Raw genomic sequence first — 13,963 nt, 5'->3', positions numbered from 1 at the left:
GCTTAGGATTGTCCGAATCGGAAGGGTATTCGGACAAGTAGGAAGCGAGAAGCCTTAGGATTGTCCGAATCGGAAGGATATTCGGACAAGCAGGAAGCAAGAAGCCATAGACTTGTCCGAATCGGAAGGATATTCGGACAAGTAGGAAGCAAGAGGCCTTAGGATTGTCCGAATCGGAAGGGTATTCGGACAAGCAGGAAGCAAGAAGCCATAGGATTGTCCGAATCGGAAGGATATTCGGACAAGTAGGAAGCAAGAAGCCATAGGATTGTCCGAATCGGAAGGATATTCGGACAAGCAGGAAGCAAGAAGCCATAGACTTGTCCGAATCGGAAAGATATTCGGACAGGTTGGAAGCAAGAGGCCATAGACTTGTCCGAATCGGAAGGGTATTCGGACAAGCGGGAAGCAAGAAGCCATAGACTTGTCCGAATTCCCACAACCATTATGAAATTAAATTTTCCTGTTTGTACCAAAACCATTCATCCTGAACGAAAGGTAACGTGATTCATGCTCTCGATACCTTTTGACAACATTATGAGAGGGGCTGCATCTAACAGGAGTCTTTTTGTTTTGCTACTGTTCGTATTTGACAATCTTCCCTTCCAGTTTGATAATTTGTTTTATAGCTTGTACGGAGAATCGAAGGAAGTGGAACAGATGGAACGTCAGAATCAATTTTTTCGAGATACATGGGTGGAAGTTGATTTGGATTGTATAAAAGAAAATGTCAAGCAAATGAAATCGTTACTCCCGCAGAAAGTTGACTTAGTAGCGGTCGTCAAAGCAAACGCCTATGGTCACGGGGATGTGCAGGTTGCAAAGGCAGCGATTGAAGGCGGTGCTTCATATTTAGCAGTTGCTTTTTTAGATGAAGCATTGGCATTAAGGAAAAAAGGGATAGATACGCCGATTTTAGTATTAGGAGCCACAAGGGCTGAATATATTAATATCGCTGGCATAAACAATATAACGTTGACAGTTTATCAAGAGGAGTGGGTTCGAGAGGCAAGGGAACGATTGGAGGAAAACGTCAAGATTAGTCTTCATATCAAACTGGATACAGGGATGGGCCGAATTGGTATACGAGATGAATCATCGCTTCAGAACATTGAGACCCTTATTGTGGAGGATAGCAGAATTCAGCTGGAAGGGGTATTTACCCACTTTGCGACAGCTGACAGTTTAGACTTACATTATTTCAAAATTCAATTGCAACGTTTTGAAGCGTTACTTGGTGCATTTCAATCAAGGCCGAGAATGGTTCATGTTAGCAATAGCGCAGCGGCTCTAAGGAGCATCGCACCGTATTTTAATGGCATCCGTTTTGGGATTGCGATGTACGGCTTGTCTCCATCACCTGAAATCAAGGATGAGCTTCCTTTTCCACTTTTGCCTGCCTTTTCATTACGAACAAAGCTTGTCCATGTGAAAAAGCTTGTGCCTGGAGACAAGGTTAGCTATGGGGCAACCTATGAGGCAACAGAGGAAGAATGGATCGGTACTCTTCCGATTGGGTATGCTGATGGTTGGCTGCGAAAATTGCAAGGACAAGAAGTGATAATTGGTGGTATGAGAGTGCCGATAGTGGGCAGAATATGCATGGATCAGTGTATGATTAAACTTCCTAAAGAGTTACCTGTTGGAACAATGGTCACTTTAATTGGAAAGGATCAAGGAGAAACAATATCTATTGATGAGATTGCAGAGAAGCTTGAAACAATTAATTATGAAATTCCTTGTATGATTGCTAATCGGGTCCCTAGAGTATTTGTTAAAGCGGGTAAGCAGATAGAAGTCGAGAACGGCATCCTTCATTAAATCCTAAGTGAATAAAATATTACTGATATTTATGCATAAAAGGATCTTTTTTTGGACGATAATACAGAAGAATTCATGAATAGCCTTTGCATCTAGATGGATTGATGGTATTATAAAATATGGTATAGATAAAATGATACAACTTTCTCATTTTGAGTTTTTTAGAGAAAAAACTGGAACCCTCACGGACAAGGGAGTACAGTACAAAAAATGGTGTGTAGTGATGGTGGAGGTGTATGTTTGTGTCTGAGTCCAGCGCAACAACAGAAATCTTGGTAAAGTTACCGCAACATCTTTTAACTGAATTGGATGGTTATGTGAAACAAGAAAATGTTAACAGAAGTGAGTTTATTTATCAGGCGACAAAAATGTATTTGCGCGAACGGAAAAAGAGACAAATTCGTGAATCCATGAGACGTGGTTACATGGAAATGGCGAAAATCAATTTAACTATTGCTTCGGAAAGCTTTCAAGCAGAATATGAGGCAGAACACACAGTTGAACGTTTAGTAAGCGGGGGATAATCCTTTGATTGTTAAACGTGGAGACGTTTATTTTGCAGACCTTTCCCCAGTTGTTGGCTCAGAACAAGGTGGTGTCCGTCCAGTCCTTGTCATTCAGAACGACATCGGGAATCGTTTTAGTCCCACAGTCATTATTGCAGCAATTACCGCACAAATTCAGAAAGCGAAGCTGCCTACACATGTTGAAATTGATGCGAAGCGATATGGATTTGAGAGAGACTCTGTAATCCTGTTGGAACAAATTCGAACGATCGACAAACAACGATTAACCGATAAGATTACCCATCTTGATGACGAAATGATGGAAAAAGTGGACGAAGCATTACAAATAAGCTTAGGTCTCATAGAATTTTAACCTTCTCTAACAAAAAGAAATAGGCTAAATGGGAAATTTTTAACTCGGGTTCTGTACTGTTACTGGATGGTGTTTCAGATTAAATTTGGATCGACTTCACCGAGATAAATGTTGATATACAACGCTCTTTGCATAAAGAGCGTTTTTTTACACCATTTAGTTGTTCGAAAAGGAAGTGGTTCTATAAGTTTGAACCATTTCATGTAAATTATGAGTCATTTTTGGTCATCTTTTTCTTGAGTAATCAACTGGTGTTCACAATGATCACTTTAAATTATACTGTGTGCTGCGAGGACGAGTGAAAACTTGTCTTTTTTTTTACGCTGTTTTCGTATAGATCGGGTATATGTAAAATCCAGAAGCCGGTGTTTACCCTCATATCACGGTTATAGCTATACTTGAAGTGTGCGAAAAGAACCTTTTTTTATGGATAAATAGTTCTTTCGACGGAGTTTATTTGATATGAAAAATGGGTATATAAAACAGTCTTAGTGTCATAGTAAATCTTGGTCATGTGGTTTTGATTCTTAGGAATGTTCTGATTTTTCATTTGTTGCATGAATATTAAATTGTTTCAAGTTATTAGAATTGTTATCATAATTATAGAAATAAAAGCTAGATGGGAGTGGAGAAAATGAATCGAATCATTAATAAATACATACATGATCAAAAGGAATACATTTTAAACGAATGGGTTGAACGGATGAAGGAGAAGTCTGATGACCGGGTGCTAAAGGTTGTCTCCAATCAAGTATTTGTTGGAACCAGTCGAGAGTTTGTTGAAATGGTGAGCTCGAACTTAAATGATACAAATGAAGAGTATAGTGAACGTCTGCACGATTTTGCAGAAAAAGTAGTAAAATTGGGCTGGCCCCTAAGTTTTGTTACTGAGGGAATTCAGGTGTTTGCTTCGATTGTTTTTGAAGGGATTCAGGAAGAGAAACTTGTCAGCAAAGAAGATGAAATGAAGCTTTTCTATGATCTGGACCGATGGACGAATCCGATGACGAATGAAGTCGTGAATATCTATTCCACTACATGGGAACGGACGGTTTCTCTACAAAAAATAGCCTTGCAAGAACTATCGGCACCGTTAATCCCTGTATTTGATGGAATTTCTGTCATGCCTTTAATTGGAGCAATTGATACAGAGAGAGCGAAGCAGATTATGGAGAATCTTCTAAATGGCGTCGTGAAACATCGTTCAGAAGTGGTGTTAATCGATATTACAGGAGTTCCGGTCGTGGATACGATGGTTGCACACCATATTATTCAAGCGGCGGACGCAGTAAGGTTGGTCGGAGCAAAATGTATGCTTGTAGGCATACGCCCTGAAATTGCCCAAACGATTGTCAATTTAGGAATCGATCTCAACCAAATTACAACGAAGAATACGTTGAAAAAAGGAATGGAATCTGCGCTAGAGCTAGTAAATAAGAAAATTATACGAGTAGGTGAAAATAGTGAGAATTCCCATTCTTAAATTATACGACTGTCTGCTTGTTTCGATCCAATGGGAGTTAGATGATCAAACAGCTCTTCAATTCCAAGAGGATCTATTACATAAAATTCATGAAGTTGGAGCAAGTGGAGTTGTGATAGACATTACGTCGATTGATTTTATCGATTCTTTTATCGCTAAGGTGCTGGGGGATGTCATTAGTATGTCAAAACTAATGGGAGCGAAAGTGGTAATTACCGGTATTCAGCCAGCTGTAGCCATTACGTTAATCGAGCTAGGTATTAGTTTGAATGATGTTATGACATCGTTAGACTTAGAAAAAGGCCTGGAGAAATTACAACAGGAATTGGGGGAATAGTAGAAATGGAGAACCAATCCTGCGTAAACATCCAGACTGAATGGGACATCGTAGCGGCTAGGCAATTAGGACGAAATGTTGCGAAAGAACTTGGATTCGGCATTGTTGACCAAGCGCGCATCACTACAGCCATCAGTGAATTAGCAAGAAATATCTTTATCTATGCAAATAAAGGTCGGGTATGCATTGAAAAAATCTATGACAAGGGACATGCGGGGTTGCGAATTGTGGCAATAGACAATGGACCAGGGATTAATGATATTCGATTAGCGATGGAAGATGGGTATTCTACATCTGGCGGCCTGGGTGCTGGATTGCCTGGAGTGAAAAGACTCATGGATGAATTCGATATTGTATCATCCAAAGGAAAAGGAACCGAAATTATTGCAACTAAATGGATCCGCTAGGAGGAACATTGTATGCCTTTTCGTGAAGTGATGGAAGCGAAATATCGAGACATTCTTACTAAATATATTAAAGAACAATCAGAATCCACCTTATACATTGGACAAAAATTCAGTAGGAAATCGATCGAAAATCAAGTCACTCCTGAAGAGATTATTAGTTTACATAAAATGATTTTACAAGAAATTTATCCAGATATGCCTGATTACGTCGTGCATTCTTTTGATATTTTGCTAGAGATTATGCTCGGATATGGTTTTGCTTATCGTGAGCATCAAAGTCTAAGGAATCAACAAAAAGAGCTGAGGTCAGAAATCGAAATTGCGGCAAATGTCCAACAAACTCTTTTGGAAACGCGTATTCCATCAGTGGAAGGGCTTGATATTGGTGCCATCAGCGTACCGGCGAGGCTGATGAATGGAGACTATTATAATTTTGTAGAAGATGAAAATAATTGCATCAGTATCGCTATTGCGGATGTCATTGGAAAAGGGATTCCTGCTGCATTATGTATGTCAATGATCAAATATGCAATGGATAGTATTCCAGCTTATCGGAATGAACCGAGTATGTTGTTAGAGAGTTTAAATCGTGTAGTGGAGCAGAACGTCGATCCGAGTATGTTTGTAACCATGTTTTATGGAATGTACGATCATGCTCGGCATGTCTTTTCGTATGCTTCTGCGGGGCATGAGCCAGGCTTTTATTATGATTTTCAGAAAAAGAAATTTTCTGAGATCTATGCAAAGGGTCTTATGCTCGGTATAGACAAGAAGACAAAGTACGCTCAATACGAAAAAGAAATTCATCCGGGAGACATGATTATTCTTTTATCGGACGGTGTAACCGAGTGCCGTACAGAAGATGGTTTTGTAGAAAAAGACACATTGCTTAACTATATTCGCAAATATATCCATTGCTCTGCTCAAGAAATTGTTCATAACATTTTTAAAGATTTGGAGAAATTGCAAGATTTCCAATTGCGAGATGATTTTACTCTCATAATTATGAAAAGAAGTGTTTAATGTTCACAGTAAAGGGTAATTGAGAATAAGACTGATAAGGGGAGAGGTAGGTCAGTTATGAATATCAAAATAGAAGTCGTGCAACATGACAGCTTGCTAGAGGTGAAATTAGGTGGTGAAATAGACGCTTATACAGCCCCCCAGCTCCGAGACACCCTCTTTCCGCTTTCCGAAAAAGAAAAGGTGAATATGGTCGTTGATTTAACAGATGTGGGTTATATGGATAGTACGGGTTTAGGAGTTTTTGTCGGGGTTTTTAAAAATATTCGCTCGAAAAATGGTGAACTAAAGCTGATTGGTTTATCAAGGCGACTTAAACGATTATTCGAAATCACTGGTTTAGCAGAAATCATGGATATTAATAGTCAGAATGAAGGTGAAATGAAATGAGCCAACCCTATGATTATATCGAGATGAAAATCCCTGCTAAGCCTGAATACGTAGGGGTTATACGGCTGACATCTTCCGGAATTGCTGGAAGAATGGGCTTTTCATACGATGAAATTGAGGACCTAAAGATTGCGGTAAGTGAGGCTTGTACAAATGCCGCTCAACATGCCTACAAATCGCAGGAAAAAGGGGAAGTGTTCATAGGTTATAGTCTGTATAAAGACAGGTTAGAAATTATCGTAGCTGATCGAGGGGTTAGCTTTGATTTACAGGAATTAAGGGATCATATCGGACCATACGATCAGGAAAAAGAATCCATTGAATATATGCGTGAGGGAGGATTAGGCCTCTATCTCATTGAAACATTGATGGATGAGGTGAAATATCACCACAATGAAGGTATGACCGTCTTGATGACGAAATACCTGGAGGGAGAGAAGGTGGAGAGTGGTGCAAAAACAATCTCACCCTAACCAGTTGTCAAAAGAAGAGGTTGAGGAATATATTAAATCCTTTCAACTTCACCAAGATGAAGAAGCACAGGCAAAACTTGTTTTACACTATACACCTTTAATTGAACATATTGCTCGTAAATACTCTAAGGGGCGATCGTATCATGAGGATATGGTACAGGTAGGTGTTATCGGATTATTAGGAGCGATTCGGCGTTTCGATGCATCTGTAGGTAAGAGTTTTGAAGCATTTGCCGTACCGACCATTATTGGCGAGATTAAACGATTTTTACGTGATAAGACATGGAGTGTGCATGTTCCAAGAAGAATCAAAGAGATCGGCCCGAAAATTAAAAAAACCGTAGAGGATTTAACCACATCTCTCCATCGTTCTCCGAAAATTAAAGAAATTGCGGAAGCGTTAGAAGTATCAGAAGAAGATGTTTTGGAAGCGATGGAAATGGGAAAAAGCTATCAAGCATTATCGATAAACCATACTTTTGAGGCAGACTCAGAGGGTGGGACCGTAACGCTTCTAGATATCGTAGGAAAAGTTGACTCAGGCTATGAGAAGGTCAATCAAAGGTTGGTACTAGAAAAAGTTCTCTATGTATTAACCGACCGTGAAAGAGAAATTATTCAATGTACGTATTTAGACAATCTAAGCCAAAAGGAGACGGGCGAAAAATTGGGGATATCACAAATGCATGTGTCAAGACTGCAGCGAAGAGCGATAAAAAAATTAAAGGAAGCGATTTTAGCAGATGATACTAACTCGGAGTGTCTTTCATGAAACATTTTGCTACAGATGATGTAGAAGTCTTTTCTTATCAACGAACAAAAGTAGGAAATGAGCTTTGTGGAGATGATTATTTCTATCTAAGTACGGATGATTATTTTATCTGTGTCTTAGCTGATGGGCTCGGGAGCGGGGGAAATGCTAAAGATTCAGCTACTGCTGTCGTCCAAATCGTTGAACAATATCACGATGAGGACGTAGGAACGATAATGGAAAGATGCAATGCGGTATTGGTTGAAAAAAGAGGAGCCGCCGTAGCTGTATTTAAAGTTTATTTTTCAAAAAAAGAATTTGTCTATAGTTGTGTTGGGAATATCCGCTTTTTCCTCTATTCTTCTTCTGGGAAATTAACGTACCCACTACCTGTAACAGGTTATTTATCTGGTAAACCACAGAGGTTTCGGACACAGAATTATCCTTATGAACAGAATTCAACTTTTCTAATTTATTCAGATGGCTTTCATTTCAATGGGTTAAAGGGTATGTTAGATTCAGTGAGACCGCTGAGAACCATTGCAGAAGATATAAAAAATAGACCATTACTTTCCGCTGATGATGCTACCTTCATCATTGGAAGTTTATATTAGAGGGGGTACCTGTTGCTTCGTTATCGAAAAGAGGACGCAGGTGCTTTTTTTGTTGTAAAGATCTTATTTTGGTAGAATAAGATGATAGCCTAATTAGATGTTGGAGGAACGATTCGTGGAGCAAACAATTAATAAACAAGAAACGATTTTAAAAATGATTGCCACTGAGCAAGCGTTATCATTTAAATCTGTGAAAAATGTAATTTCTTTATTGGAAGATGGAAATACCGTACCTTTTATTGCCCGCTATCGAAAAGAGCAAACAGGAGCTCTTGATGAAGTCCAGATTCGCAACATTATGGAAAGATGGAATTACATACAAAACCTTGAGCAACGAAAAATTGAAGTTGTTCGACTGATTGAAGAGCAAGGCAAACTTACGCCAGAACTTAAACAACAAATCGAGGGTTCCCTTAAGCTTCAAGAAGTAGAAGACTTATACCGTCCTTATAAACAAAAAAGAAGAACGAAAGCAACGGTCGCAAAGGAAAAAGGTTTAGAACCGTTAGCGGAATGGATTTTAACCTTTCCGACTACAGGTTTTCTAGAAGCGAAGGCGAAGGAATTCTTATCAGAGGATTTGGAAGTGATGACAGTAGAAGACGCCTTGTCTGGTGCGAAGGATATCATTGCGGAAGTGATTTCCGATGATGCTGATGGCCGTAAATGGATACGAAGTGAGACATTCAAGTCAAGTGTGATTGAGTCATCAGTTAAAGATGCGGAAAAAGATGAGAAGAATGTGTATGAGATGTACTATAACTATTCTGAGCCCGTTCATAAAATTGTTCCCCATCGCGTATTAGCTTTGAATCGAGGAGAAAAGGAAGAAATTTTAAAGACCTCACTTAAGCCGAATGTCGATCGAATATTGTCTTATTTAAATAGGAAATGGATCAAAAATACTGCTGCGATTACTGCACATTTAGTTGTGGAAGCGATCGAAGATGGTTATAAACGTTTGATTCAACCTTCCATCGAGCGAGAAATTCGTAGTGAATTAACAGAAAAAGCAGAAGAACAGGCCATCCATATTTTTTCAGAGAACTTGAGAAAGCTACTGCTTCAACCACCTTTGAAAGGAAAGGTTGTACTTGGAGTTGACCCTGCTTATCGAACAGGTTGCAAGTTAGCGGTTGTCGATGAAACAGGGAAAGTTCTTAAAATTGATGTCGTCTATCCTCATCCGCCTAGCGCGAAACCGAAGGAAGCAAAAGAAAAGGTTGAGGCAATTCTGAAGCAGTACAAGGTTGAAGTTGTGGCAATTGGAAATGGGACGGCTTCAAGGGAAACGGAACAATTCATTGCAGATATTTTGAAAGAACAAGAGGGGCCGATTTTCTATCTGATCGTAAATGAAGCGGGTGCTAGTGTGTATTCTGCCTCAGATATCGCTCGCGAAGAATTTCCGGATTTCCAGGTAGAAGAAAGAAGTGCCGTTTCGATTGCGCGAAGACTCCAAGATCCGCTTGCTGAATTAGTGAAAATTGACCCTAAATCAGTGGGAGTTGGACAGTATCAACATGATGTTTCTCAAAAGAGATTGAATGAGTCACTGACCTTTGTTGTCGAGACAACGGTTAACCAAGTAGGGGTAAATGTGAATACTGCATCTGCTTCCTTGCTTCAATATGTTGCAGGCCTTTCAAAGTCAGTTGCCAATAATATTGTCAAGAAACGAGACGAAGAAGGCAAGTTTAGCAAAAGGGAGCAACTAAAGAAGATCCCGCGTTTAGGTGCGAAAACATATGAACAAGCAATCGGCTTTTTAAGAGTCATTGATGGAACAAACCCTCTCGATCGGACGGGTATCCACCCAGAAAGTTATCCTGAAGTGAAACGACTCTTAAATAATCTAGGATATACGATAAATGATCTTGGTTCAGAAGAGCTGAAATCGACATTATCTAAAGCCAATATTAAGGAAATTGCCGCGGAGCTAGAAATAGGAGAACTAACGTTAAAGGATATTATTGACGCATTAATGAGCCCAGAACGTGATCCGCGCGATGACCTTCCAAAGCCTTTGTTGAAAAAAGATGTGTTAAAGCTCGAAGATTTAAAGGCTGGGATGGAGCTTCAAGGAACAGTCAGAAATGTTGTTGATTTCGGCGCTTTTGTCGATATCGGTGTGAAGCAGGATGGACTGGTCCATATTTCCAAACTTAAACGAGGATTTGTCAAGCATCCCCTAGATGTAGTTTCCGTTGGGGATGTTGTAACCGTATGGGTGGATTCTGTTGATGTGAAAAAAGGTAGAGTCGCATTAACAATGCTAACTCCTCAAGAATAACAATGAGAAACACTGCTTCTTGGGACAAAGGGTTCTTTTAAGAAAGGAAACCAACTAAGGTTAAAATAGGATTGGAGTCATAAAGTGAAGAAAAACAAACTTATTATGATGTTGAGCGTACTAGTCATTTTATTAGCTGGAATGTCTGGTTGTAGCGATTCATCATCTGATGTTTCATCAAACAAAAAACAGCCCGAACCTGACGCTATATCACAAGGTACAGATGATTCTTCTCAATTAGACGATTCATCTACTGAAAATACAGCAAAATTTGATAATAGCGTTGATAGTAATGAAAATGATTTGGATAGCACCTTATCTGAAGAAGAAAACTCAAGTATGGGTGATAAGGAAGAAAAAGAAGGACTATCCCAGTATTCTAGTGAACAAATTGAATATGCGCGGATTTGGTTGCAACTTGGTCCGAATCAAGAGATAGATGAATTAAATGTTCGCCATATTGCAGCTGGAGAACCAATCAACATTTACGATGATACCAGTGCTACCTATCCAAAAGATGTTATTTCTTTAAGTGGATCTCGTTCAGTTGATGGTTCAGTCACTTATAGTAGTAACGGGGATGGGACAATTAATGTGTATGATGTCCCTTTACATTGGACTAGTCCTGCTCAGGTAGAAGAAGGTTTTATGAAAGAGTACACAGAAAATATTATTAAAGAGGCAAGCTTAGTATCCGTTGAGCCTGGTGACGATGAAGAAATAATTAAATTCATCAATTTAATAAATGTTCATCAATAATCTAGCAAACCAATAAGTGAAGAAAGATAATACAGGGTCAAAAACGCTCAGAGTTTACTGAGCGTTTTTGCTTACGACGTACATGCTAATGAGCTGCCTGATTCTATGTTTCCATAACTATTTGTAATATAGCTCGTCATTTTAGGAGCAGTGTTTTTTTCGATAAAAGAACCAGCACTGATTCAGGAGTTTAATTTGGTGGCGGTTTTTCTCAAGAAAGGCTCTTTGCATCTGATTTTGGAACCAAGTTGGCATATCGAGACCTCCCGGTTTTAGAATTCAAAGGGTATATACAATGTATGCTATAATAGGTTGTCATGTTTACTTATTATGGAGAGGAATACGATTAATGGAGGAATTTCAATTACAAGCATTGGTTGAAAAGTTATCGCTTGATTTTTTTCATAAACCATTCACACATAAAGCGCTTTTTAATAATCGGCTACGTACTACCGGTGGACGATATTTGTTGAAATCCCATAATATCGAGATTAATCGTAAATATTTGGAACAGTTGGGTGAAGAAGAATTAATAGGTATTATTAAGCACGAGCTCTGCCATTACCATCTTCATATTGAAGGGAAGGGGTATCAGCATCGAGACCAAGATTTTAAGAAGCTTTTAAAAGAAGTCGATGCTCCTCGTTTTTGTCATGTTTTACCCGAGCGTCCGGTGACAAAACGTAGCTATAAGCTTCATTTTTATAAATGCTCGAATTGCGGTCTAGTTTTTAAAAGGAAAAGGTCGATTAATCTTCTTCGATATGTGTGCGGAAAATGTCGAGGTAAGTTAATTAAAATGGATTGTTGACATTCGATTAAAAGGATGTTATCTTTTATTTCTGTCGCTCAAAGTAAACAAGTCGAAATTACTTGTATTTTTGTTCTTGACTTGAATATAACATCTCATTATAATATGAAGAGTCGACAAAATAGAGACATCTTGAAAATACATCTTATTCCGCGGTAGCTCAGTGGTAGAGCAATCGGCTGTTAACCGATCGGTCGTAGGTTCGAATCCTACCCGCGGAGCCACCATATTGGATTTTGGGGAAGTACTCAAGAGGCTGAAGAGGCGCCCCTGCTAAGGGTGTAGGTCGCGCGAGCGGCGCGAGGGTTCAAATCCCTCCTTCTCCGCCATTACTTTAATGGCCCGTTGGTCAAGCGGTTAAGACACCGCCCTTTCACGGCGGTAACACGGGTTCGAATCCCGTACGGGTCACCATTTTTTATTAGAATAATTTTGTCTTTTATTGAAGAGTAAGAGATAAGGTGTTTTCTAATGAATTTTAAATAGGCTTAGGGAAGCTGTGTTCTTCTTATGTCGAGAAAGACAAAGGAAAACTATTTTCTCCTACGCGAAAAAGGCAAAGGAAAGCTATTTTCTCCTTGCGTCGAAAAAGGCAAAGGAAAGCTATTTTCTCCTACGTCGAAAAAGCTTTGGTCCGGTAGTTCAGTTGGTTAGAATGCCTGCCTGTCACGCAGGAGGTCGCGGGTTCGAGTCCCGTCCGGACCGCCATTATTTTAATTTTTGGGCTATAGCCAAGTGGTAAGGCAACGGACTTTGACTCCGTCATTCGTAGGTTCGAATCCTGCTAGCCCAGCCAAGTTTTTTAGAGCCATTAGCTCAGTTGGTAGAGCAACGAGCGATTCATCTATGAATTTGCTTCGAGTTGTACCCATCGAGCTGCTACTTGAATTGACTTTCTGAGATGGGGACATCGTAGATGCCTTGTATCTTAAAATAAGAAAATAATTAGTAGCACATATTTACTTTAGAGCCATTAGCTCAGTTGGTAGAGCATCTGACTTTTAATCAGAGGGTCGAAGGTTCGAGTCCTTCATGGCTCATCAAAGTTTTTTTAGTGTTTTATCACTGAAAACAACTTTCTATTATATGTTTGCGGGTGTGGCGGAATTGGCAGACGCACTAGACTTAGGATCTAGCGCCGCGAGGCGTGGGGGTTCGACTCCCTTCACCCGCACCATTAATTTCCACTTGAAAATAATGATATTTTTACGTATAATATTATTTATCGCTTCTTTATTGCGGTCGTGGCGGAATGGCAGACGCGCTAGGTTGAGGGCCTAGTGGGGGCAACCCCGTGGAGGTTCAAGTCCTCTCGGCCGCACCAGAAAGTTTTTGAAAATAAATTGTTGACAATCGAATTGTTATTTTGATATAATGATTAAGTTGTCTTTTCAATAATATGCGCCCGTAGCTCAATTGGATAGAGCGTTTGACTACGGATCAAAAGGTTAGGGGTTCGACTCCTCTCGGGCGCGCCATAGAACGGGAAGTAGCTCAGCTTGGTAGAGCACTTGGTTTGGGACCAAGGGGTCGCAGGTTCGAATCCTGTCTTCCCGACCATGATGTCTGCAAGTTGTTAATAAATACAAAATGAATCATGCGGTGTAGTTTAATGGTAAAACCACAGCCGCGAGCATTGCTTCAATGAAAATTCAACGAGTTGCCTCGACGATTAATCATCTGTGAATAATCTAGAAGAGTTAGAGGCATGTAAGGCCAAGATAAGGTAGTGTTAATTAGATATAATTATTATATATATGCGGGTGTAGTTTAATGGTAAAACCACAGCCTTCCAAGCTGTTGTCGTGGGTTCGATTCCCATCACCCGCTCCAATTGATTTTCGTCCTTGACGAAATAGAGGAATGGAATTTTCTTAAAGGAAAATTAATGAAAGATATTTTCGCTTTTGCGAAAAATCATT

15 protein-coding genes and 11 tRNA genes are annotated in these 13,963 nt (G+C 39.6%); 25 read left to right on the top strand and 1 reads right to left on the bottom strand.

Annotated elements, in window-relative coordinates; genetic code table 11:
• The first annotated feature begins 660 nt into the window (after positions 1 to 660).
• The 13 genes from alr to BMSHG_RS20805 all read left to right on the top strand — a co-directional run bounded on the left by alr (position 661) and on the right by BMSHG_RS20805 (position 11,230).
• Positions 661 to 1,821: an alanine racemase gene (alr, locus tag BMSHG_RS20865; RefSeq protein WP_026073566.1), complete on the top strand. Its 1,161-nt coding sequence runs from the start codon at positions 661 to 663 to the stop codon at positions 1,819 to 1,821.
• Positions 1,822 to 2,063: 242 nt separating this feature from the next.
• A complete protein-coding gene (locus BMSHG_RS20860) occupies positions 2,064 to 2,345 on the top strand; it encodes a CopG family ribbon-helix-helix protein (protein WP_026073565.1) in 282 nt (93 codons plus the stop codon).
• Between the two features lie 4 nt (positions 2,346 to 2,349).
• Positions 2,350 to 2,700: a type II toxin-antitoxin system endoribonuclease NdoA gene (gene ndoA / locus BMSHG_RS20855; RefSeq protein ID WP_019156408.1), complete on the top strand. Its 351-nt coding sequence runs from the start codon at positions 2,350 to 2,352 to the stop codon at positions 2,698 to 2,700.
• A gap of 634 nt (positions 2,701 to 3,334) precedes the next feature.
• Positions 3,335 to 4,183, top strand: coding sequence for an RsbT co-antagonist protein RsbRA (locus BMSHG_RS20850; RefSeq protein WP_019156407.1), 849 nt, complete (start codon positions 3,335 to 3,337; stop codon positions 4,181 to 4,183).
• Positions 4,164 to 4,520: an STAS domain-containing protein gene (locus BMSHG_RS20845; protein WP_019156406.1), complete on the top strand. Its 357-nt coding sequence runs from the start codon at positions 4,164 to 4,166 to the stop codon at positions 4,518 to 4,520. Before BMSHG_RS20850 ends, BMSHG_RS20845 begins: the two co-directional genes overlap by 20 nt.
• A 5-nt stretch (positions 4,521 to 4,525) precedes the next feature.
• Positions 4,526 to 4,927, top strand: a complete 402-nt coding sequence (locus tag BMSHG_RS20840; RefSeq protein ID WP_019156405.1) for an anti-sigma regulatory factor — start codon at positions 4,526 to 4,528, stop codon at positions 4,925 to 4,927.
• A 12-nt stretch (positions 4,928 to 4,939) separates the two neighbouring features.
• Positions 4,940 to 5,950, top strand: coding sequence for a PP2C family protein-serine/threonine phosphatase (locus BMSHG_RS20835; protein WP_019156404.1), 1,011 nt, complete (start codon positions 4,940 to 4,942; stop codon positions 5,948 to 5,950).
• A 57-nt stretch (positions 5,951 to 6,007) separates the two neighbouring features.
• On the top strand, positions 6,008 to 6,340 hold the full coding sequence (locus BMSHG_RS20830; protein ID WP_019156403.1) for an anti-sigma factor antagonist: 333 nt from the start codon (positions 6,008 to 6,010) through the stop codon (positions 6,338 to 6,340).
• Positions 6,337 to 6,813: an anti-sigma B factor RsbW gene (rsbW, locus tag BMSHG_RS20825; protein ID WP_019156402.1), complete on the top strand. Its 477-nt coding sequence runs from the start codon at positions 6,337 to 6,339 to the stop codon at positions 6,811 to 6,813. Before BMSHG_RS20830 ends, rsbW begins: the two co-directional genes overlap by 4 nt.
• Positions 6,791 to 7,585 carry an RNA polymerase sigma factor SigB gene (gene sigB / locus BMSHG_RS20820; protein WP_019156401.1) on the top strand — a complete coding sequence of 265 codons (795 nt, stop codon included), beginning with the start codon at positions 6,791 to 6,793 and terminating at the stop codon, positions 7,583 to 7,585. The genes rsbW and sigB overlap by 23 nt, the downstream gene beginning before the upstream one ends.
• Positions 7,582 to 8,178, top strand: coding sequence for a PP2C family serine/threonine-protein phosphatase (locus BMSHG_RS20815; protein ID WP_019156400.1), 597 nt, complete (start codon positions 7,582 to 7,584; stop codon positions 8,176 to 8,178). Before sigB ends, BMSHG_RS20815 begins: the two co-directional genes overlap by 4 nt.
• 115 nt (positions 8,179 to 8,293) lie before the next feature.
• A complete protein-coding gene (locus BMSHG_RS20810) occupies positions 8,294 to 10,471 on the top strand; it encodes a Tex family protein (RefSeq protein WP_019156399.1) in 2,178 nt (725 codons plus the stop codon).
• Positions 10,472 to 10,576: 105 nt separating this feature from the next.
• Positions 10,577 to 11,230, top strand: a complete 654-nt coding sequence (locus tag BMSHG_RS20805; RefSeq protein ID WP_148347023.1) for a hypothetical protein — start codon at positions 10,577 to 10,579, stop codon at positions 11,228 to 11,230.
• Positions 11,231 to 11,371: 141 nt separating this feature from the next.
• Here the strand turns inward: BMSHG_RS20805 and cmpA are convergent, their stop codons facing one another.
• Positions 11,372 to 11,485: a cortex morphogenetic protein CmpA gene (gene cmpA / locus BMSHG_RS28050; protein ID WP_087946650.1), complete on the bottom strand. Its 114-nt coding sequence runs from the start codon at positions 11,483 to 11,485 to the stop codon at positions 11,372 to 11,374.
• Positions 11,486 to 11,579: 94 nt separating this feature from the next.
• Between cmpA and BMSHG_RS20800 the strand changes: the two genes are divergently transcribed.
• The 12 genes from BMSHG_RS20800 to BMSHG_RS20740 all read left to right on the top strand — a co-directional run bounded on the left by BMSHG_RS20800 (position 11,580) and on the right by BMSHG_RS20740 (position 13,874).
• On the top strand, positions 11,580 to 12,041 hold the full coding sequence (locus tag BMSHG_RS20800; RefSeq protein WP_019156397.1) for a SprT family protein: 462 nt from the start codon (positions 11,580 to 11,582) through the stop codon (positions 12,039 to 12,041).
• Positions 12,042 to 12,190: 149 nt separating this feature from the next.
• Positions 12,191 to 12,265 (top strand) — tRNA-Asn (locus tag BMSHG_RS20795).
• 14 nt (positions 12,266 to 12,279) lie between these two features.
• Positions 12,280 to 12,370: transfer RNA gene (locus BMSHG_RS20790), tRNA-Ser, on the top strand.
• A 10-nt stretch (positions 12,371 to 12,380) separates the two neighbouring features.
• A tRNA-Glu gene (locus tag BMSHG_RS20785) sits at positions 12,381 to 12,455 on the top strand.
• A 217-nt stretch (positions 12,456 to 12,672) separates the two neighbouring features.
• Positions 12,673 to 12,749 (top strand) — tRNA-Asp (locus BMSHG_RS20775).
• A 13-nt stretch (positions 12,750 to 12,762) separates the two neighbouring features.
• Positions 12,763 to 12,837: transfer RNA gene (locus BMSHG_RS20770), tRNA-Gln, on the top strand.
• Positions 12,838 to 13,008: 171 nt separating this feature from the next.
• A tRNA-Lys gene (locus BMSHG_RS20765) sits at positions 13,009 to 13,081 on the top strand.
• A 52-nt stretch (positions 13,082 to 13,133) separates the two neighbouring features.
• Positions 13,134 to 13,218, top strand: a tRNA-Leu gene (locus tag BMSHG_RS20760).
• 61 nt (positions 13,219 to 13,279) lie between these two features.
• Positions 13,280 to 13,365, top strand: a tRNA-Leu gene (locus tag BMSHG_RS20755).
• Positions 13,366 to 13,442: 77 nt separating this feature from the next.
• Positions 13,443 to 13,519 (top strand) — tRNA-Arg (locus BMSHG_RS20750).
• 5 nt (positions 13,520 to 13,524) lie between these two features.
• Positions 13,525 to 13,601: transfer RNA gene (locus BMSHG_RS20745), tRNA-Pro, on the top strand.
• A 199-nt stretch (positions 13,602 to 13,800) separates the two neighbouring features.
• Positions 13,801 to 13,874 (top strand) — tRNA-Gly (locus tag BMSHG_RS20740).
• Positions 13,875 to 13,963: the final 89 nt, after the last annotated feature.

It is taken from the genome of Robertmurraya massiliosenegalensis JC6, assembly GCF_000311725.1.
Lineage (GTDB): Bacteria > Bacillota > Bacilli > Bacillales > Cytobacillaceae > Robertmurraya > Robertmurraya massiliosenegalensis.
The sequence above is the reverse complement of the archived record's forward strand: the minus strand, read 5'-3'. Positions and strand labels throughout refer to the sequence as shown.